The organism is Arthrobacter sp. sptzw42 (genome assembly GCF_059089685.1).
This window is the reverse complement of record NZ_JBNHEX010000007.1, coordinates 60165-78056: the sequence shown is the minus strand read 5'-3', so window position 1 is coordinate 78056 and position 17892 is coordinate 60165. Positions and strand designations below refer to the sequence as shown.

The following is a 17892-nucleotide window of genomic DNA, read 5'->3' as shown; positions in this document are numbered from 1 at the left end:
AGGAGGACCGATGTTTGCTGAGAACGACCCCCGGCTCTCCCAGCTGCTTGAGGGCATCGTCCGGCTGGCGTCGGGAGACCTTAGTTCGCGGATCGAGGTCTCCGAATCCCGCGATGAGCTTGACGCCATCATCATGGGCACCAACCTTCTCGCCGAGGACCTTCAGATCATTTACGAGGAACTCGAACAGCGCGTGCAGGTGCGCACCCAACTGCTGCATGAGGCCCACCTCGAAATGCAAAAAATGGCTATGCAGGACCCGCTGACCGGTCTGGCAAACCGCTCGGCCCTGCTTGAAGCTTTGCGCGCCGCGCTTGATGACGACGCCCATGACGGGCCGGTCATCCTGTTGCTTGACCTCGATGCGTTCAAATCCATCAACGACAGCCTGGGCCATACCGCCGGCGACCAGGTCCTGATCACCGTCGGGGAACGTATCCGCGGTGCGGTACGCGCCACCGACGTCGTGGCACGCCTTGGCGGGGACGAGTTCGCGATCGTCATGCCGGCAGTTTCGGCCGATCAGGCCGCCATCGTGGGACACCGCATCCTCGCTGCACTGAACGAGCCTATTGAGCTGCCGGGCCGAAGCGTGCGCTGCGGCGCGAGCATCGGACTGAGCGTGGGTGGCGCCGGGCAGACCCCTGAGGACATGCTGATGGAGGCCGATGTGGCCATGTACGCCTCCAAGGCTGAAGGCCAAAACAGGCTCCACCGGTTCGAACCCGGCCTGCTGCTGGTGCGCAGGCTCCGCAGCCAGCTGGTGGAGGACCTTCGGGCTGCTATCAGGAGCGACGGACTGACACTGCATTACCAGCCCGTGGTGGAGCTCGGTTCGGGCCGGATCGAGGGCGTGGAGGCCCTGGTCCGTTGGAACCATCCGACGCGCGGGCTCATCATGCCGGATGAGTTCATTCCACTGGCGGAGGACGCCGGACTGATCTCCGAGCTTGGTTTGTGGGTGCTTCGCACCGCGGTTCACCAGCTGCGGCAATGGATTGACGGCTCTCTCGTAAACAGCCATTTTTCCGTCCGGATCAATATCTCCGCCACCGACCTGCAAAGCCTGCAGTTCATCGAGGACGTGCGCAACGTCCTGAAGGAAACCGGGGTCCGGCCGGAACAGGTGGTCCTGGAACTGACGGAAGTGGCCATCGTCAAAGGCAACGAATTGGACCGCTACTCGCTGGGCGGGCTGCGGGGGCTCGGTGTGGGAATTGAAATTGATGACTTTGGAACCGGTTACTCATCCATCAGCTACCTGCGCCGGCTGCCGGTGGACCGGGTGAAAGTGGACCGTTCCCTCATTACCGGCCTCGGCACCGATCCCACTCAGCCAGCTCTGGTGGCTGCTGTCCTGCAGCTCGTGCGCGCATGCGGCCTGGAGGCTGTCTGGGAAGGCGTGGAGACGGCGGAGCAGGCCGAGATACTCCGCGGCCTGGGCTGCCTCAGCGCCCAGGGCTACTACTTCAGCCGGCCGGTTCCGCCGGAGCAGGTTCCCAGACTGCTCGCCGCCCAGCCGGAAACCGCCCAGCCGGAAAGCGCGAAGCCGTAAAGCCGTAAAGCCGTAAAGCCGTAAAGCCGTAAAGCCGTAAAGCGAAAACTACTGCACTTTTGTTCGCCCCGATATACGATCATCGTGCTGGGTCTGATTTTCATCGCCGCGGGTACCGTGGCCTACCAGCAGCATGGGACTTTTAGAAGCGGTTGGAAATTGAACAATAAAGGGCCACTGGGTCATTACTTCGTCAACTGGGGGCGTAGCTAATGTCGGTTCGTGTACAGGCGTGGGGAATCATCGCCGGGGTTTTGGCAGATCAGGATCCGTCCGGGGCCGCTGTCCGTCAGCGCCTTAGCAACAGCCTCGATGAGAATCCCGGCGTGCCCGAACGGGCTCTTTTGGAGTACCTTCTGGAGACGCGGCGCAGCGACGCCAACACCGTTGAAACGCTGGACAGCGCCCGGAGAATGCGCCTGGAACCAGCGGCAATCCCGCCGAAACTAGCTGAACAGATCGATGCGATCCGCAGCATGTCACGCATCAGTGCGCTGCTGGAGAGCCGGATGCTGATGACGGCGTTCCAGCCCATCTACGGACTTGCCAAAGAATCCGTAGTGGGAGTCGAGGCACTGTCACGCTTCGTCAGCGACGACGGTGCAGCCGCCGAACTGTGGTTTGCCGAGGCGGCTGCCGTGGGCCTGGGCGCGAACCTCGAGTTTTCGGCCCTTGGATCCGCCGCTGCAGCAGCCAAGGATCTTCCTGAGGACCTGTACGTCTCGCTTAACATCACGCCTACGTCGTGCCTTGACCCGCGCCTGCCGGAACTGTTTGAGCATATTGACCTCCCCATCAACCGCGTAGTGCTCGAACTGACGGAAACCATCAGTGACGAGGAATACCCGCAGTTCATCTCGGCCGTCAGCCCCTTGCGCGAACGCGGCCTGCGCATCGCCGTGGATGACACCCACTCGGGGGCCGGCGCCTTGAGCAGGATGGTGCACCTGCGGCCGGACTTCCTGAAGGTGGGCCGGAACGTCATCGGCGGCGTGGACAACGACGGTATCCAGCGGGCCATGATTGCCTGCATGGTGGACTTTGCCGGGCAGATTGGCACCACCCTTGTGGCAGAGGGCATCGAGACAGCCGGTGAACTGAAAGTCCTGACAGAGCTCGGTATCAGCGCCGGCCAGGGGTACCTGCTGGGCAGGCCGTCAGTCCGGCCCCTTGACTGGGCCAGCTGGAATACCAGCGCCGATCTGGACGGGCTGAAGCGTCAGCTCGTCGGCCCTGAGAAGTCCACGCCAATTTTTCCCGGCACCGAGCCCCGCTGAGCACCGACCCGGCTCCGCTGACGTACCTACAGGTCACCGGCGGCCGGACGTCCTCCTTCTACTGGTGAAGTCCGAGGGATGGATTATTCGTCGTGGCCCTGGTCTGCGCTCATCTGGTCCTCGGCCGGCGGAGTTTCCCCGGGCGGCACTCCGCCGCCCGGTTCCAGCCCCGTAACGTTGCCTTCCGCGGGGTCCGGATTCGCGGAGCCGCCGGTGTCCCGTCCGCCCTGCTGCCCGCCGGGCTTGCTGGCCCCTGCATCAGTTGCGCCTGGCTTGCCCGGCTGATCCGGGTTCGCGGGGTCGTTTTCCGGATGGTAGCTGCTCACAGTGCTCGTCCTTCCTGCCGGCCGTGGTTGGTACCCCAGCTCTGGACTAATTGTAAGCATGCTGATAATTCTGGAAGGGTAATGGTCCGGAAGCCCACTGGGGGCGCCGGCCCGCGATGTGAAAAGGAGCAGTCACATGGGTATCGGCGACAGCATCGGCAAGGCAGCAGAGAACGCCATGGAAGACCTGGCTGGAACAAGCAAGCCCACTGAAAAACTGAACGTACCGGACCCCACGGATCCCAATGATGACGTAGAGGTCCATTCCTCCCTCAGTGAGGGATCCAACGCCATGGAGGCCGAGAAGCAAAAGGCTCCCGGGCTGAAGGCCGGAGCTGCACCGGACCCGGTCTCCGAAGCTCCCCTGGGTGGGGACGCTGAGGACGGGGAAGACACCACGGCATCACGGACCGGCCTCGGTGGCGGCGGCACGGATTCAAGCGGGCTTGCCGGCAATGCCACTGCGCCCGGCGGCGGCACGGACGGGATTCCGCGTGACGTGCCGGGGTCAGCAGGTTTGCCGGAGGGTGATCCTGATGAGCTGCGCGCAGATCCTTCCGAAGGGGACCAGGACCCCTCCACCAGCACGGGCCGGGGCTAGGCGTCCTCAGGATCCGGCCACTCGCCGCGCTCCAGCAGCACGTCCCGGAGAAGGTCGGCCCGGTCGGTCACGATGCCGTCAACGCCGAGTTCGAGCAGGCGGCGCATCTCTGCGGCATCGTTGACCGTCCATACGTGGACTACCAGCCCCAGGGCGTGCGCGCGGCGGACAAATCCGGGCGTGACCACTTCGATCGCCCCGTACCGCACCGGGACCTGAAGCGCGTGGACGTCCTGCAGGATCCGGCGCAGGACAACCCGGAAGACTGGTCCCGGGAGCACCCGGCCGAGGACGGTGAACAGGCCCACGGGAACAACCCCAGCCGATGACGCCACCGGGCGGCTCAGCAGCTTCAGGACCGCCCGCCGTCGCCGGTCTGAGAAGCTGGTGACCAGGATGCGCGAATGTGCCTGATGGCGTTCGATGGCGTTAGCGAGGCTTGGGACGGAGTTCCAGTCCTTGACGTCCACGTTCAAGCGGACCCCGGGCAGCCCCGTCACCAGGTCATCGAAGGTGGGGATTGGCTCACGGCCGGCGATGCGGGCGCGGGCCACGTCAGCAGCAGTGAGGTCGGAGAGCCGCCCGGTTCCGTCCGTCACCCGGTCCAGGGTGTCGTCGTGGAAGACGTGGACCACGCCGTCCGCAGTTGTGTGCACGTCGGTTTCCAGGTACCGGTAGCCGAGTTCGACGGCGGCGCGGAACGCGGCCATCGAATTTTCGAGCCCCTCACTTGAAAAGCCCCGGTGGGCCATGGCGACGGGCGGCTGCGGACCAGCAGAGCCAGGGCGGCTAAAGAACGGCAAAGTCACCCTGCGAGCGTACCGGAGTGCCCGGCCTTGCCGGGCCGGAGGCTGCAGGGCCTCAGTCCTCTTCGGAAAGTATCTCCACGCCGTCACTGCAATGCAGCATGGTGCGGCCGCGGCCGCCGTCGAGGTTAATCCAGACAGCTGTGTGGTCCGCGGTGATGGTGTCCACCAGGCCGCCGGCCTCGAAACCGGGCGAGAAAACCACGCGGACGCGGTGGCCCTGGCGCAGCTGCTTCCAATGCGGCGCGGGAGTTGCCCTGCGCAGCGGCACATCTACAGCGTCGTGCCTTACGTTTTTTGCCATCATTACCCCTTGAGCCGGAAAGGGAGGTCGGCTCCCTGGCCCAACCGTATAGAGCAGAGGTGAACGCAAGGTGAGCGTCAGCTGGAAATTGGGCCTAAGGAAGTTTGACGCCCAGCGACGCCAACCGGGCCTCCAGAACCTGGGCCACGCCGTCGTCGTCAAAATGGGGCGCCTGTTGCCCGGCGGCGAGAATGGCATCCGGATGGCCGCTGGCCATTGCGTAGCCGTGGCCGGCCCAGCGGAGCATCTCAATGTCGTTAGGCATATCCCCGAACGCAACAACATCGGCGGCGTCGATGCCCAGGGCGGCAGCATATTTGGCGAGCGTCACGGCCTTGTTGACGCCGGGAAGGCACAACTCAAGCATGGACATGCCCGGTGAGGAATGCGTGGTGGCAGCCAGATGTTCGACGGCGGGCCGAACCTCTGCCAGGAAGTCGTCCGGAGTGCCCTCCCGGACGATCGCCAGGAACTTCACGACGGCGTCATCGGCGGCGAGCGTTTCCGCCAGCGGCGCCGGGGTGAACTCACTAAGCAGCTCGCTGGATCCGTTTTCGATGAAGCCTGGCTCAAGGTGGAAGCCGGTGAGGGTTTCCGCGGCGAACAGGGCGCCTGGCCGGAGCTCCTTGATGATGCGGCGGATCTCCAGCACGGACTCGATGGGCAGGGTATGTGCCGATACCAGCCGTTCGGCTTCGAGGTCCCACACCACGGCGCCGTTGGAGCAAATGACAGTACCCGCGTGGCCCAGCCGGTCCTGCAGGGGGTGGAGCCAGCGCGGCGGCCGGCCAGTGACAAAGACGAGTTCAACGCCGGCATCCCGGCAGGCGTGGAAGGCGCGGACGGTACGGTCACTGATCTTTCCATCGTGCCCAAGGATCGTTCCGTCAATGTCACTTGCTACCAACCGCATCCTGCCAGTCTACGTGGCGGCCCCGTGCACCCGTCCGCCCAGGCGGGCGGTTATCTTCCCGGCAGCGGCGGCACAGGCTTCGCCGAGCGCCTGAAGGCGGTCCTGCGAGACGCGGAACCGGGGCGCCGGGATCAGGACGGCTGCCACTACCTCGCCGCGGTGGTCATGAACGGGTGCTGCCAGGCCCACTTCGTCGATGGACGTTTCCCCGTAGTTGATGGCCCAGCCGCGGTGGAGGTCATCCTTTAACCGCACGAGGTAGGCGTCCAGGCTGGATTCATCCAGTCCGGGGTAGGTGATGGCGCCGCTGTTTAGGAGGGAACGGACGCGGGGTTCGGATTCCCGGGCGAGGAACACCTGCACGGAGGCGCTGAGGGCGTCCTTGTACCGGGCACCGAGCGGGGTGGTGTGCTTGATTTGGTGGTGGCTGGCAATCTGCTCCACGCAGATGGACTCGCCACCGCTCCAGACCATGAGGGCACTGGTTTCGCCGGTCTGCTCCGACAGTTCGCGGAGCACGGGGTAGGCGACGCGGCGCTCTTCCAGTTCAGCCAGCAGGGGTCCGGCCACGGCAATCAATCCGAGTCCCAGCCGGAACCGCCGGGTCTCGGCGTCGCGTTCCACCAGGCGTTCCTGCTCAAAGGTGGCCAGGATCCTGGAGACGGTGCTTTTGTGCAGCCCCACGCGGTTCGCGATCTCGGTGACCCCCAGGAGCGGCTCGTCCGCCGTGAAGGTGCGGAGGACCGCGACGGCATTCACGATGACGGAGGCGCCTTTGCTGTCGCCGTTGCCTGTGGTTTCGGATTCTGTTGCGCTCATGGTGGTACCCATCATTCCCTAAGGGCGGCCGGAAGTGGCGCCATGGTGGTGGCGCCGCTTCCGGTGGCTGAGGATTAAGCGCCGATGACGTTGTGCTTGGGCCCGAACGGGAACTTGGTGATGTTCTCCGCTCCGTCTTCGCCCACCACCAGGATGTCGTGCTCGCGGTAGCCGCCGGCGCCTGGCTGGCCGTCCAGGACCGTGATCATCGGTTCCATGGAGACCACCATGCCCGGTTCGAGCACCGTATCGATGTCCTCCCGGAGCTCCAGCCCGGCTTCCCTGCCGTAGTAGTGGCTGAGGACGCCGAACGAGTGTCCGTAGCCGAAGGTGCGGTTGGCCAGCAGGCCATAGCCGACGTAGATCTCGTTAAGCTCGGCGGCGATGTCCTTGCAGACCGCACCGGGCTTGATGAGTTCGAGCCCGCGCTTGTGGACTTCGACGTTGATGTTCCACAGTTCCAGGGAGCGGGCGTCCGGTTCGCCGTAGAACAGGGTCCGTTCCAGGGCGGTGTAGTAGCCGGAGGTCATGGGAAAGCAGTTCAGGGACAGGATGTCGTGTTCCTGGATCTTGCGGGTGGTGGCCCAGTTGTGTGCGCCGTCGGTGTTGATGCCGGACTGGAACCATACCCAGGTGTCGCGGATCTCGGAGTTGGGGAAGGTCCGGGCAATCTCGTGCACCATCGCCTCGGTGCCGATCAGGGCGACCTCGTACTCTGTGATCCCGGCGGTGATCGCGTTGCGGATGGCCTCGCCGCCGAGGTCGCCGATCCGTGCCCCGTGTTTGATGACCTCAATCTCCTCGGCCGATTTGATCATGCGCTGGCGCATGGCTGCCTGGGCCACGTCCACCAGGGCTGCGGACGGGAATGCGGCCTGAATCTTATTGCGGTTGTCCAGCGGCAGGGAGTCATCCTCGACACCGAGGCGCCGCGGGTTGATGCCGCGGGTGCGCAGGACTTCCTGGATGGCGAAGATGTAGTTGTCGCGGCGCCAGTCCGTGTAGACGATGTTGTCGCCGTAGCTCCGGCGCCAGGGCATTCCGGCGTCGATGTTGGCGGTGACAGTGACTGCGTCATCCTTGGTGACCACCATGCCGTAGGGCCGGCCGAAAGTGGTGAACAGGAAGTCGGAGTAGTACTTGATGGAGTGGTAGCTGGTGAGGACGACGGCGTCGAGGTCCTTTTCTGACATGATGCGGCGGAGTCCGGCAAGCCTGCGCTCGAACTCGGTGTCCGAGAAGGTGAGGCTGACTTTTTCGCCGTTCTTGAGGACCTTCGTGCGCTCCAGTTCGGCGACGTTGGTGGCGTTCTCAGTGGTGATGGTCATGGTGGTGTTGCCTTTCTAACAGTGCTGTCTTTAGCGAAAGCCGAAGCAGTTGCGACTAACGCAACGCTGTTGCACCAGACTAGAGGCGGTAGCCGGCACAGTCAATGGCCCTGCACGCGCCTTTATTGCGGCATCGGCCCAAGCAGGTCCAAGACAGCGAACGTGTCGGTGCCAGTGCGATCCCGCGCCCTGTTGTTGCACAGGAGGAGTTGGGGTTGCAAAGAAAGGGGCAAGAAACGTGGGAAGATGTCCTTGGGCGTACGTAGTACTAGGCCCTTCTATTGACACCTGCTGTGACGGCTGACATATTTCGTGTACGCGCTATGTGCATCTTGTTGTGCATTACGCAATGAGATCCTTGATAGCTGGAGCAGCATTTTGGATTTCGAAGCGGCAGCAATGAGATGGTTGGTGCCCGGCCGGCTGACCTGCCCGCGGATACGGCAGCCAGGAGTCCCGGGACTTAGGAGAGGAACACCAGTTCGTGGTTCACAAAGTCAAGGCAGTCATTGCCAAGGAAAAAAACGCCCCGGTTTCGCTTGAGACCATCCTGGTGCCGGATCCGGGACCGGGTGAGGCGCTGGTTGACATCCTCACCTGCGGGGTCTGCCACACCGACCTGCACTACAAGCAGGGCGGCATCGGCGATGAGTTCCCCTACCTGTTGGGCCATGAAGCCACCGGCATAGTGTCCGCGGTGGGCGAGGGCGTGACCGAGGTGGCCGTTGGTGACCGCGTGATCTTGAACTGGCGTGCCGTTTGCGGCGAGTGCCGGGCTTGCGCCAAGGGCCAGCCCCAGTACTGCTTCAACACCCATAACGCCACCCAAAAAATGACCCTCGAGGACGGCACCGAGCTCTCCCCGGCGCTGGGTATCGGCGCGTTCGCCGAGAAGACCCTCGTCGCCGCCGGGCAGTGCACCAAGGTCGACCCCGAGGCGGATGCTGCCGCCGTCGGGCTGCTGGGCTGCGGCGTGATGGCCGGCATCGGTGCCGCCATCAACACCGGTGAGGTCAAGCGTGGCGAGTCCGTGGCCGTGATCGGTTGCGGCGGCGTCGGCATAGCAGCGATCGCCGGGGCCAAACTGGCCGGCGCCACCACGATCATCGCCGTGGACATCGACGCCAACAAAGTGGAAATGGCCAAGTCACTCGGCGCCACGCACGGCGTGGACTCCAGCAAGGAAGACCCCATCGAGGCCATCCGCGCCCTCACCGGAGGCAACGGCGCCGATGTGGTGATTGACGCCGTCGGCCGCCCTGAAACGTACAGGCAGGCGTTCTACGCCCGCGACCTCGCCGGACGTGTGGTGCTCGTGGGCGTCCCGACGCCGGAGATGAAGCTGGAGCTGCCGCTGCTGGATGTCTTTGGCCGGGGCGGGTCGCTGAAGTCCTCCTGGTACGGCGACTGCCTGCCCTCCCGTGATTTCCCGATGCTCGTGGCGCACTACAAGCAGGGCAACCTGGATCTGGACGCCTTCGTCTCCGAGCGGATCACCATTGACCAGGTGGAGGAAGCCTTCGCCAGGATGCACGAAGGAAAAGTGCTGCGGTCGGTTGTTGAAATCGAGCAGGCGGCTTCCTGATGGGCGTCCGGATCGAAAACCTGGTCACCTCGGGCACGTTTTCGCTCGACGGCGGCACCTGGGACGTTGACAACAACGTCTGGATCGTGGGCAACGATGAGGAATGCGTGATCATCGACTCGCCGCACGATGCCGCCGCGATCATCAGCCAGGTGCGGGGCCGGAAAGTGCTGGCCATCCTGCTCACGCATGCCCACAACGACCACATCGGCGCGGCACGCGAGGTGGCCGACGCCGTAGGAGCGCCGATCTACCTTAACCCGGAGGACCACGTCCTCTGGGAGCAGGTCTACCCTGACTCAAAGCCGGACCATTCCCTGGCGGACGGTGACGTGTTCAAGGTGGGTGGCGCGACGCTTCAGGCGATCCACACTCCCGGCCACTCCCCCGGCTCCACCTGCTTTTACCTTGAAAGCGCAGGCACGGTGTTCACCGGGGACACCCTTTTCAACGGCGGGCCGGGAGCCACCGGGCGCTCCTACAGCGACTACCCCACCATCCTCACCTCCATCCGCGAACGGCTGCTGACGCTGCCGCCCGGAACCGCGGTCCGCACCGGGCACGGAGATGACACAACAATCGAGGCCGAGCGGGAAACGCTGGCCAAGGTTTCGCAGTAGGCAGTGAACTAAGGAAGTTGGAACGATGAAGTTCGGCAAGCAGCCCGCCCCCGTGGCGGACATCGATGAGGACAACCTCGAAGTCCACAAGCCCAAAACAGAAGCGGCCGGGGTTAAGGCCGTGATGGTGGCGCTGGAGCGTGCCGTGGCGCAGGCCGGGGTGACGCGGACGACCCAGTCGCTGCTGCGGTTGAACCAGCGGGGCGGGTTCGATTGCCCGGGCTGCGCTTGGCCGGAGTCGGACAAGAAGCGTAAAGCGGCGGAGTTCTGCGAGAACGGCGCCAAGGCCGTGGCCGAAGAGAACACCCTGCGCACGGTCGGGGCGGAGTTCTGGGCCAAGCACTCCATCGCCGAACTTTCCACCAAGACGGAGTATTGGCTGGGCAATCAGGGCCGCCTGAGCGAGCCGGTGGTGATCCGGCCCGGCGACACCCACTACTCGCCCATTTCCTGGGCTGATGCGTTCGAGCTGATCGGCGAGCACATCCGGGCCACCACCGCTGACCGGTGCGTTTTCTACACCTCCGGCCGCACCGCGAACGAGACCGCGTTCATGTACCAGCTGTACGCGCGGGCCCTGGGCACGAACAACCTGCCGGACTGTTCAAACATGTGCCACGAGTCCTCGGGCTCGGCACTGAACCCGACCATCGGGATCGGCAAGGGCACCGTGTCCCTGGATGACATCCACGATTCCGAACTAATCTTCGTCGTCGGCCAGAACCCCGGCACCAACCACCCCCGCATGCTCTCGGCGCTGAAGGAATGCAAGGACAAGGGCGGCAAGGTCGTGGCAGTGAACCCGCTGCCCGAGGCCGGGCTGTTCAACTTCAAGGACCCCCAGACCGTTTCCGGCGTCATCGGCGGCGGCACGCCGCTGGCCGATGAATACCTGCAGATCAAGGTCGGCGGGGACCTGGCCCTGTTCCAGGCCCTCGGCCACCTGCTCCTGGCCGAGGAGGAGCGTAACCCGGGTTCTGTCGTCGACCATTCCTTCATTGCCGCGCAGACGGACGGGTTCGAGACCTACCGCGAGGCCCGCGGTGAGCTTGACTGGGCGGAAACCGAGAAGGCGACCGGCCTGTCCCGCGAACAGATCGAGACCGTGGCCGGGATGCTGATCCGGTCCAAGGCCACCATCTTCTGCTGGGCCCTGGGCGTCACTCAGCAGCCGCACTCGGTGGACACCATTAAGGAAATGGTGAACGTCCTGCTGCTGCAGGGCAACTTCGGCAAGCCAGGCGCCGGAGCCTGCCCGGTCCGAGGCCACTCCAACGTCCAGGGTGACCGGACCATGGGCATCTGGGAAAAACCAAAGGAATGGCTCCTCGAAGCACTGGATGGCGAGTTTGGAATCACTTCCCCGCGGCACCACGGCCATGACGCCGTCGAAGCCATGGAGGCCTTCGAACGCGACGAGGTGGACGTCTTTGTGTCCATGGGCGGCAACTTCTCCCTGGCCTGCTCAGACACCGAAACCCTCGAAGCCGGGATGCAGCGGATTGGCCTGACCGTGCACATCTCCACCAAACCCAACCGCTCCCACATCGTGCACGGGCGCACCTCGCTGATCCTGCCGACGCTCGGCCGCACGGACAAGGACGACAAACACCCCAAGGGCGCCCAGTTCCTCTCCGTGGAGGACTCCATGTCCGTGGTCCACTCCACCCAGGGCAGGCTGACCCCGGTCTCCGAGCACCTCCTCGCCGAACCGGTGATTGTGGCCAGGATGGCCGAGGCGACCTTCGGCCCGGACCACCCGGTGGACTGGAAGGCCATGGCCGAGGACTACGACGTGATCCGTGACCACATTGAACGGGTCCTGCCCGGCTTCGAGGACTTCAACACCCGGGTCCGGACCAAAAACGGGTTTGTGCTGCCCAACCCGCCCCGGGACACCCGCTCCTTCGCCACCGACATCGGCCGCGGCCGGTTCACCGTCAGCCCGCTCGAATACCTCACCCCGCCCAAGGGGCACCTGGTCCTGCAGACCATCCGCAGCCACGACCAGTACAACACCACCTACTACGGCCTGGACGATCGCTATCGCGGCATCTCCGGCGGCCGCCGCGTGATCCTGATCCACCCCGAAGACCTCGCCGAACTCGGGTACCAGGACCGCGACCTCGTGGACGTCATCAGCACCTTCCGCGGTGTCGACCGCCACGCCGAAAAATTCCGGCTCGTGGCCTACCCCACCGCCAAAGGCTGCGCCGCGGCCTACTTCCCCGAAGCCAACGCCCTGGTTCACAAGGAAAACGTCGCACGCGAATCCAACACCCCCGGCTTCAAAGCCATGTTCGTCCGCTTCGTCCCACACCCCGCGGTGAGCAGCGACGTAGAAGCTGCAGGGGAGCTCGAGCCGGCGGCGGTCTAGTTCCTGGCGTACGCGAACAGCGACGGCGACATACCGGCATGTGCCGGGGTGTCGCCGTCGTTGCTTAAGTGTTGGGTTTCCGCCTACAACGGGTTGTTTCCGTCGGGCTGGGCTTCCGGATCAAGGTCCTTGCCGTAGCCGGCTGCCAAACCAAGCCCTCCCACCTGTTGTCCGGCGTTTGTTTGCCCCGGCATAGAACCGCTGTCGGGAGCGTCCTGGGCTGCTCCGCCGGAGTCTGGCGCGACATCCGGCCTCAGGTGCTCGTCGTCGGGAATGTTCTTCGGAACTTCTTCATCAGCCATCCCACCAGCCAAGCACCAGTGCCAGGTGCGGGCAAGGGACCCGGATGATTTAACGGCCTACCAGGAACCCGGTCAGCACTTCTATCCATTCGTTGACGGCGTCGAGATGTGCATCGTGCGACCCTCCGGGTAGGTCTAAAGCGCGGGACATAGTTGCCCGCCCCTGATTGACGACGCAGCTGATCCCGACATCATCAGGGGCCTTCATAGGCCGTTTTTGCTCCATTCCAGCTGTCGTCCAAGTGCTGGAACATAAGGTGGTCCTGCCATCTGCCGGCGATTTTCAAGTACTTCGGGGCAAGTCCGTATTGCTGGAAACCTGTCCTGGTGAGGACGGCCTGGGAGGCGACATTGGCAACCAACGTTTCGGCCTGCACTCGGTGAAGTTTCAGCTCCGAAGAGGCGAAGGCGACTGCTGCCCGGACGGCCTCCGTCGCCAGGCCCTTGCCGGTCTGGTCCTCAGACAGCCAGTACCCCGTGCTGCACGATTGGAAAGCGCCGCGGGTGATGCCATTGAGCGTCAACCGCCCGGCGACCGTGCAGTCGTCATCCAGGACGACCCACGGCATTGCCTCAGCCAGGCCTTCCGGCGGCGGGATCCGCCTTGTAGTGTGATGGCGTGATCGTCCCCGACATCTCCCAGAACGCCGTGGCAGTCGCGGATCACTACGACGAGCTCGATCCCATTTATCGTCGGGTGTGGGGTGAGCATGTGCATCACGGGCTGTGGACAACCGGCCGCGAGACGCCGGCCGAGGCCGTCGGGGCGCTAGTCGACACGGTCGGCGACCGGCTGCGGCTTACTCCCGGCGAGGCGTGCGTCGACATCGGCTGCGGCTATGGCTCAACCGCAAGGCAGCTCGCGGTGACTCGCGGGGTGCGGGTTACGGGCTTCACGCTTTCCGCCGAGCAGGCCCGGTACGCCGCCGCGCATGCGGTACCGGACGTTGACGTCCAACTCCGCGACTGGCTCCACAACGGGCTGGCCGATGACTCGGCAAACGCCGCATGGGCCATTGAATCAAGCGAGCACATGGTCGATAAGCCCATGTTCTTCGCCGAGGCGCACCGCGTGCTGGCCCCCGGCGGCGTCTTCGTCGTCTGCGCGTGGCTCGCCGAAACTGACGTCAGCAGGTGGAAGGTTCGCCACCTGCTGGAGCCGATTTGCCGCGAAGGGCGCCTGCCCTCGATGGGCACGCGCGAGGAGTATGAGGCGATGGCCAGGGCGGCGGGGTTCACGGTCGATGGCTATGAGGACGTCAGCGCCCGCGTGGCACGCACATGGCGGATCTGCGCCCGGCGGCTGGTGGAGGCCTTGCTCGTAGATCGCGAGACCCGCCGCCTCGCCCTTGGCGCACGCAACCGCGTCTTCGTTTTTAGCATCCCCCGGCTGATGCTGGCCTACCGGACCGGTGCGATGCGTTATGGGATATTCACGCTGTCGAAGCCGAGGGCTGAGCCGTACCGCTAGCCGCTCAGAGGCACGCGAAAGGCCCGCCGGTCCTGGGACTTCCCAGGACCGGCGAGCCTTCGTGTGGTTGGGTGCCCGCTGGCTCAGCGGACCACCTGCTTAGCCGCGGAGCCGCTCCATACCGGGGTCGAAGAGCGGTTCGGGCGAGACGGTCGCCGCGATGCGCTTGCCGAAGTATTCGACCTCCACGGCGTCGCCCTCGGAAACCGAAGCCGGCAGCCAGGCGTAGGCAATCGGCTTCCGGACCGAGTAGCCGTAAGCGGCGCTCGTAACGTACCCGGCAGCCGCGCCGTTCACGTACACAGGTTCCTTGCCCAGCACCAGGGACGTGCCGTCGTCGATCGTCAGGCACCGCAGCGCACGCGTGGCCGGCTGCTCCTTGCGTTCTGCAAGGGCTTCTGCGCCCACGAAGCCCGTCTTGTCCTTGGCCACGGAGAAGCCCAGGCCGGACTCGTACGGGTGGTGCTCGGACGTCATGTCCGTGCCCCACAGCCGGTAGCCCTTTTCGAGGCGCATGCTGTTGAAAGCGCCACGGCCGGCGGCAATGATGCCGTGCTCCTGGCCCGCCTCGAACAGCAGGTCCCAAAGCTTCAACCCGTACTCGGCGGTGGTGTACAGCTCCCAGCCGAGTTCACCCACGTAGGAAAGCCTCATGGCGGTGACCGGGATGCCGCCAACGGAGATTTCCTTGGTCCGGAAGTACTTCAGGCCCTCGTTGGTGAGGTCATCAGCGCTGACCTTGCCGATGACTTCGCGTGCCAGCGGGCCCCACAGGCCGATGCAGCAGGTGCTGCCGGTGATGTCCGTGACGTGCGCCCACTGGGCAGGATCGGCAGCAGACTGCTTGCGGGCCTCCACCCGGAGGTAGTCGAAGTCCACATTGCTGTTCACGCCCAGCTGGAATTCTTCCTCCGCCAGCCGTGCGATGGTCACGTCGCTGCGGATGCCGCCGTCGTGCTCCAGCAGCAGGCAGTACGTCACGGCACCCGGCTTCTTGGCGATGTTGCCCGTGCTGAGCCGGTGCAGCAACGCCTGGGCGCCCGGGCCAACAACGGACAGCCGCTTCAGCGGCGTCATGTCGAAAAGTCCGACGGCGGTACGCGTCTTCCATGCCTCGGCTGCGGAGATGGGGGAAGAGAACAAGGCAGACCAGGGGTCCCGCTCCGGCGTCTGCCATTCGGCAGGGAGCTCCTCCAGCAGGCCGCGGTTGGCCTCGAACCAGTGGGGCCGCTCCCAGCCGGCGGACTCCAGGAAGAACGCTCCAAGTTCCTTCTGCCGGACGTTGAACGGGCTAACGCGCAGGTCCCGCGGGAATTCCCTGGGCTGCAGCGGGTGCATCACGTCGTAGATCTCCACGAAGTTCTGCTGCGACGTCTCGCTGACGTACGCGTCGGAGGTCTGGACCTTTTCGAAGCGGGTGAGCTCGCAGCCGTGCAGGTCCGTGCGGGACCGGCCTTCCACCAGCAGCTCCGCCATGGCCTTGGCCACGCCGGCCGAGTGCGTTACCCAGACGGCTTCGGCCACGAACAGGCCTTCGAGGTCGGGCGCCTCGCCCATGAGCGGGCCGCCGTCGGGGGTGAAGGAGAAGATGCCGTTGAAGCCATCCTCGATCTCGGCGTTGCGCAGCGCAGGCAGCAGGTCCCGGCTGTCCTCCCAGGCGGGCAGGAAGTCGTCCAGGGTGAAGTCCAGGCGGGATGGCATGCGGTGGTCCGACATTTCCTCCGCGGAGACCTTCGGCAGGGCGGACATGTCCACTGGCATGGGGCGGTGGGCGTAGCTGCCGATGCCGATGCGGTTGCCCCATTCGCGGTAGTACAGGTCCTTGTCCTGGTAGCGCAGGATGGGCTTGCTGGCACCCTTGGGAAGCTCGTTGACGCCCTCAAGTTCGGGCAGCGGGGTGGTGACGGCGTACTGGTGGCCAAGCGGCAGCAGCGGGACTTCGAGGCCCACCATCTTGCCGAGTTCCCGGCCCCAGAAACCAGCACAAGACACCACGATGTCAGCCGGAATCAGCCCGTTGTCGGTTTCGACGCCGGTCACCTTGCCGCCCTCCTGGGCGATGCCGGTCACCGTAGTGGAGCCGAGGAAGGTCACGCCACGCTCGCCGGAGCGCTCGATCAGCAGTTGCACCGCACGGGCTGCCAGGGCCAGGCCGTCGGTGGGGATGAGCAGGCCGCCCAGGACTTCGCGGCCGCCGGTGAGCTTGCCGGTGTTCAGGAGGGGGTAGATCTTTTCGCATTCGTCGGCGTCGACGATCCGGCTTTCGACGCCCCAGGAGGTCATCACGCCCATCTTGCGCTTGAGGTCGGCCAGGCGCTCGGGGGTGGTTGCCAGCTCCAGGCCGCCCACCTGGTTGAAGCAGGACTCGCCGTCCTTGCTCAGGGCCAGCAGCTTGTTCACCGTGTAGGTGGCGAATTCGGTCATGGTGCGCGACTGGTTGTTCTGGAACACCAGGCCCGGGGCATGCGACGTGGAGCCGCCGGCAAGTTCCAGCGGGCCCTGTTCCACCACCGTGATGTTGGTCCAGCCGCGGGTGGAGAGTTCGTCGGCAAGGTTGGTTCCGACAATGCCGGCTCCGATAATGACAACGCGTGGTGATGCGCTCATGGGTGTGTTTCTCCTGTTTTTGCGTAAGAGGCGTTGGCGTTAGCGGAAGACGACGGTGCGGGTGTTGTTGAGCAGGACCCGGTGCTGGCAGTGCCATTTCACGGCCCGGGCAAGCGCCTGTGTTTCGGCGTCCCGGCCCACGGTCACCAGGGCATCCGCGTCCAGGCTGTGGTCCACCCGGAACACCTCCTGCTCGATGATGGGTCCCTCGTCAAGGTCCGCCGTGACGTAGTGGGCGGTGGCCCCAACGAGCTTGACGCCGCGGTCGTAGGCCTGGTGGTACGGCTTGGCGCCCTTGAATCCCGGCAGGAACGAGTGGTGGATGTTGATGGCCCGTCCGCGGAGGTTAGTGCACAGTTCGTTGGACAGCACCTGCATGTAACGGGCCAGGACCACCAGGTCGGCGTTGTACTCCTCCACCAGTTCCAGCAGCCGGGCTTCCGCCTCGGGCTTGGTGGCGGCCGTCACCGGAACGTGGATGAAGGGCAGCCCGGCGGCCTCTGCCATGGGGCGCAGGTCCTCATGGTTGGACACCACGACGGCGATCTCCGCACCAAGGCTTCCGGCCTGCCAGCGGAAAATGAGGTCGTTGAGGCAGTGCCCGAACTTCGAGACCATCACCAGCAGCCGCTGCGGCCTGCCGTCATTGAAGGTGAAGCTCATGCCGAATTCGGCTGCGATGGGACCGAAGGCTTCCGTCAGGACATCGACGTCCTGGTGGTTGAGCCCGTTGTCCTGGTGGAGGTCGGAACCAAGGGTGAAGGCGGTCCGCAGGTAGAGTTTCCCGCTGACGTGGTCGTCGAACTGCTGGTGCTCTACGATGTCGAAGCCGCGGTCCGCCAGGAATCCCGTCACTGCCCGCACAATGCCGGGCTTCTCGGGGCAGGAGAGGGTAAGGACGAACTGCGCGGGACGCGTAGCGGGGGCCGTCGTGGCTGCACCAGCTGCGGCGGTGGCGCTGCCTGGCGGGCGGCTTTCAAGAAGGATAGTCATGGTGTGCT

At 64.9% G+C, this 17892-nt stretch carries 17 protein-coding genes; 7 read left to right on the top strand and 10 right to left on the bottom strand.

Annotated features, from left to right (window positions below; genetic code table 11):
* Positions 1-10: 10 nt before the first annotated feature.
* Together AC5RT4_RS10840 and AC5RT4_RS10835 are read left to right on the top strand one after the other, a co-directional pair.
* The gene (locus AC5RT4_RS10840) at positions 11-1555 is read left to right on the top strand and encodes a putative bifunctional diguanylate cyclase/phosphodiesterase (protein ID WP_494105704.1); all 1545 of its coding nucleotides are present in this window, start codon (positions 11-13) and stop codon (positions 1553-1555) included.
* A 212-nt stretch (positions 1556-1767) separates the two neighbouring features.
* Positions 1768-2832 carry an EAL domain-containing protein gene (locus AC5RT4_RS10835; RefSeq protein ID WP_494105703.1) on the top strand — a complete coding sequence of 355 codons (1065 nt, stop codon included), beginning with the start codon at positions 1768-1770 and terminating at the stop codon, positions 2830-2832.
* An 83-nt stretch (positions 2833-2915) separates the two neighbouring features.
* Here AC5RT4_RS10835 and AC5RT4_RS10830 read toward each other — a convergent pair whose 3' ends face one another.
* Positions 2916-3158, bottom strand: coding sequence for a DUF6480 family protein (locus tag AC5RT4_RS10830; RefSeq protein WP_494105702.1), 243 nt, complete (start codon positions 3156-3158; stop codon positions 2916-2918).
* A gap of 136 nt (positions 3159-3294) precedes the next feature.
* Between AC5RT4_RS10830 and AC5RT4_RS10825 the strand changes: the two genes are divergently transcribed.
* Entirely contained in the window at positions 3295-3759 is a 465-nt protein-coding gene (locus AC5RT4_RS10825; RefSeq protein WP_494105701.1) for a hypothetical protein, read from the top strand.
* On the opposite strand, the gene AC5RT4_RS10820 is transcribed toward AC5RT4_RS10825, so the two are convergent.
* The 5 genes from AC5RT4_RS10820 to AC5RT4_RS10800 form a co-directional block, all read right to left on the bottom strand.
* A complete protein-coding gene (locus AC5RT4_RS10820; RefSeq protein WP_494105781.1) occupies positions 3756-4511 on the bottom strand; it encodes a glycerophosphodiester phosphodiesterase family protein in 756 nt (251 codons plus the stop codon). The genes AC5RT4_RS10825 and AC5RT4_RS10820 overlap by 4 nt on opposite strands.
* A gap of 109 nt (positions 4512-4620) precedes the next feature.
* Complete coding sequence (locus AC5RT4_RS10815; RefSeq protein WP_494105700.1) at positions 4621-4869, bottom strand: hypothetical protein; 249 nt, start codon at positions 4867-4869, stop codon at positions 4621-4623.
* Positions 4870-4963: 94 nt separating this feature from the next.
* The gene (locus tag AC5RT4_RS10810; RefSeq protein ID WP_494040363.1) at positions 4964-5782 is read right to left on the bottom strand and encodes an HAD family hydrolase; all 819 of its coding nucleotides are present in this window, start codon (positions 5780-5782) and stop codon (positions 4964-4966) included.
* A gap of 9 nt (positions 5783-5791) precedes the next feature.
* Positions 5792-6601 carry an IclR family transcriptional regulator gene (locus AC5RT4_RS10805; protein ID WP_494105699.1) on the bottom strand — a complete coding sequence of 270 codons (810 nt, stop codon included), beginning with the start codon at positions 6599-6601 and terminating at the stop codon, positions 5792-5794.
* A gap of 74 nt (positions 6602-6675) precedes the next feature.
* Positions 6676-7929, bottom strand: a complete 1254-nt coding sequence (locus tag AC5RT4_RS10800) for an aminopeptidase P family protein (protein WP_494105698.1) — start codon at positions 7927-7929, stop codon at positions 6676-6678.
* Positions 7930-8413: 484 nt separating this feature from the next.
* Between AC5RT4_RS10800 and AC5RT4_RS10795 the strand changes: the two genes are divergently transcribed.
* From AC5RT4_RS10795 to AC5RT4_RS10785, 3 genes are read left to right on the top strand one after another with little or no spacing between them, the layout of a single operon-like run.
* On the top strand, positions 8414-9514 hold the full coding sequence (locus AC5RT4_RS10795; RefSeq protein WP_494105697.1) for an S-(hydroxymethyl)mycothiol dehydrogenase: 1101 nt from the start codon (positions 8414-8416) through the stop codon (positions 9512-9514).
* The gene (locus tag AC5RT4_RS10790; RefSeq protein WP_494040359.1) at positions 9514-10134 is read left to right on the top strand and encodes an MBL fold metallo-hydrolase; all 621 of its coding nucleotides are present in this window, start codon (positions 9514-9516) and stop codon (positions 10132-10134) included. The genes AC5RT4_RS10795 and AC5RT4_RS10790 overlap by 1 nt, the downstream gene beginning before the upstream one ends.
* Positions 10135-10159: 25 nt before the next feature.
* Entirely contained in the window at positions 10160-12511 is a 2352-nt protein-coding gene (locus tag AC5RT4_RS10785; RefSeq protein WP_494105696.1) for an FdhF/YdeP family oxidoreductase, read from the top strand.
* A gap of 83 nt (positions 12512-12594) precedes the next feature.
* Here the strand turns inward: AC5RT4_RS10785 and AC5RT4_RS10780 are convergent, their stop codons facing one another.
* Positions 12595-12813, bottom strand: coding sequence for a hypothetical protein (locus AC5RT4_RS10780; RefSeq protein WP_494105695.1), 219 nt, complete (start codon positions 12811-12813; stop codon positions 12595-12597).
* 194 nt (positions 12814-13007) lie between these two features.
* Entirely contained in the window at positions 13008-13382 is a 375-nt protein-coding gene (locus tag AC5RT4_RS10775; RefSeq protein ID WP_494105694.1) for a GNAT family N-acetyltransferase, read from the bottom strand.
* A gap of 50 nt (positions 13383-13432) precedes the next feature.
* Here AC5RT4_RS10775 and AC5RT4_RS10770 point away from each other — a divergent pair, with 50 nt between their 5' ends.
* The gene (locus tag AC5RT4_RS10770; RefSeq protein ID WP_494105693.1) at positions 13433-14284 is read left to right on the top strand and encodes a class I SAM-dependent methyltransferase; all 852 of its coding nucleotides are present in this window, start codon (positions 13433-13435) and stop codon (positions 14282-14284) included.
* A 99-nt stretch (positions 14285-14383) separates the two neighbouring features.
* Here AC5RT4_RS10770 and AC5RT4_RS10765 read toward each other — a convergent pair whose 3' ends face one another.
* Both AC5RT4_RS10765 and purU read right to left on the bottom strand, forming a co-directional pair.
* Positions 14384-16891 (bottom strand): GcvT family protein, encoded by a 2508-nt coding sequence (locus AC5RT4_RS10765; RefSeq protein ID WP_494040354.1) that lies wholly within the window; start codon positions 16889-16891, stop codon positions 14384-14386.
* A 39-nt stretch (positions 16892-16930) separates the two neighbouring features.
* Positions 16931-17884, bottom strand: coding sequence for a formyltetrahydrofolate deformylase (purU, locus tag AC5RT4_RS10760; RefSeq protein ID WP_494105692.1), 954 nt, complete (start codon positions 17882-17884; stop codon positions 16931-16933).
* Positions 17885-17892: the final 8 nt, after the last annotated feature.

Bases quoted from the DNA above. Each gene is read 5' to 3' on its own strand.
- AC5RT4_RS10840 (WP_494105704.1), top strand. From the start codon at position 11: ATGTTTGCTGAGAACGACCCCCGGCTCTCCCAGCTGCTTGAGGGCATC.
- AC5RT4_RS10835 (WP_494105703.1), top strand. From the start codon at position 1,768: ATGTCGGTTCGTGTACAGGCGTGGGGAATCATCGCCGGGGTTTTGGCA.
- AC5RT4_RS10825 (WP_494105701.1), top strand. From the start codon at position 3,295: ATGGGTATCGGCGACAGCATCGGCAAGGCAGCAGAGAACGCCATGGAA.
- AC5RT4_RS10820 (WP_494105781.1), bottom strand. From the start codon at position 4,511: ATGGCCCACCGGGGCTTTTCAAGTGAGGGGCTCGAAAATTCGATGGCC.
- AC5RT4_RS10815 (WP_494105700.1), bottom strand. From the start codon at position 4,869: ATGGCAAAAAACGTAAGGCACGACGCTGTAGATGTGCCGCTGCGCAGG.
- AC5RT4_RS10810 (WP_494040363.1), bottom strand. From the start codon at position 5,782: ATGCGGTTGGTAGCAAGTGACATTGACGGAACGATCCTTGGGCACGAT.
- AC5RT4_RS10805 (WP_494105699.1), bottom strand. From the start codon at position 6,601: ATGAGCGCAACAGAATCCGAAACCACAGGCAACGGCGACAGCAAAGGC.
- AC5RT4_RS10800 (WP_494105698.1), bottom strand. From the start codon at position 7,929: ATGACCATCACCACTGAGAACGCCACCAACGTCGCCGAACTGGAGCGC.
- AC5RT4_RS10790 (WP_494040359.1), top strand. From the start codon at position 9,514: ATGGGCGTCCGGATCGAAAACCTGGTCACCTCGGGCACGTTTTCGCTC.
- AC5RT4_RS10785 (WP_494105696.1), top strand. From the start codon at position 10,160: ATGAAGTTCGGCAAGCAGCCCGCCCCCGTGGCGGACATCGATGAGGAC.
- AC5RT4_RS10780 (WP_494105695.1), bottom strand. From the start codon at position 12,813: ATGGCTGATGAAGAAGTTCCGAAGAACATTCCCGACGACGAGCACCTG.
- AC5RT4_RS10775 (WP_494105694.1), bottom strand. From the start codon at position 13,382: ATGCCGTGGGTCGTCCTGGATGACGACTGCACGGTCGCCGGGCGGTTG.
- AC5RT4_RS10765 (WP_494040354.1), bottom strand. From the start codon at position 16,891: ATGAGCGCATCACCACGCGTTGTCATTATCGGAGCCGGCATTGTCGGA.
- purU (WP_494105692.1), bottom strand. From the start codon at position 17,884: ATGACTATCCTTCTTGAAAGCCGCCCGCCAGGCAGCGCCACCGCCGCA.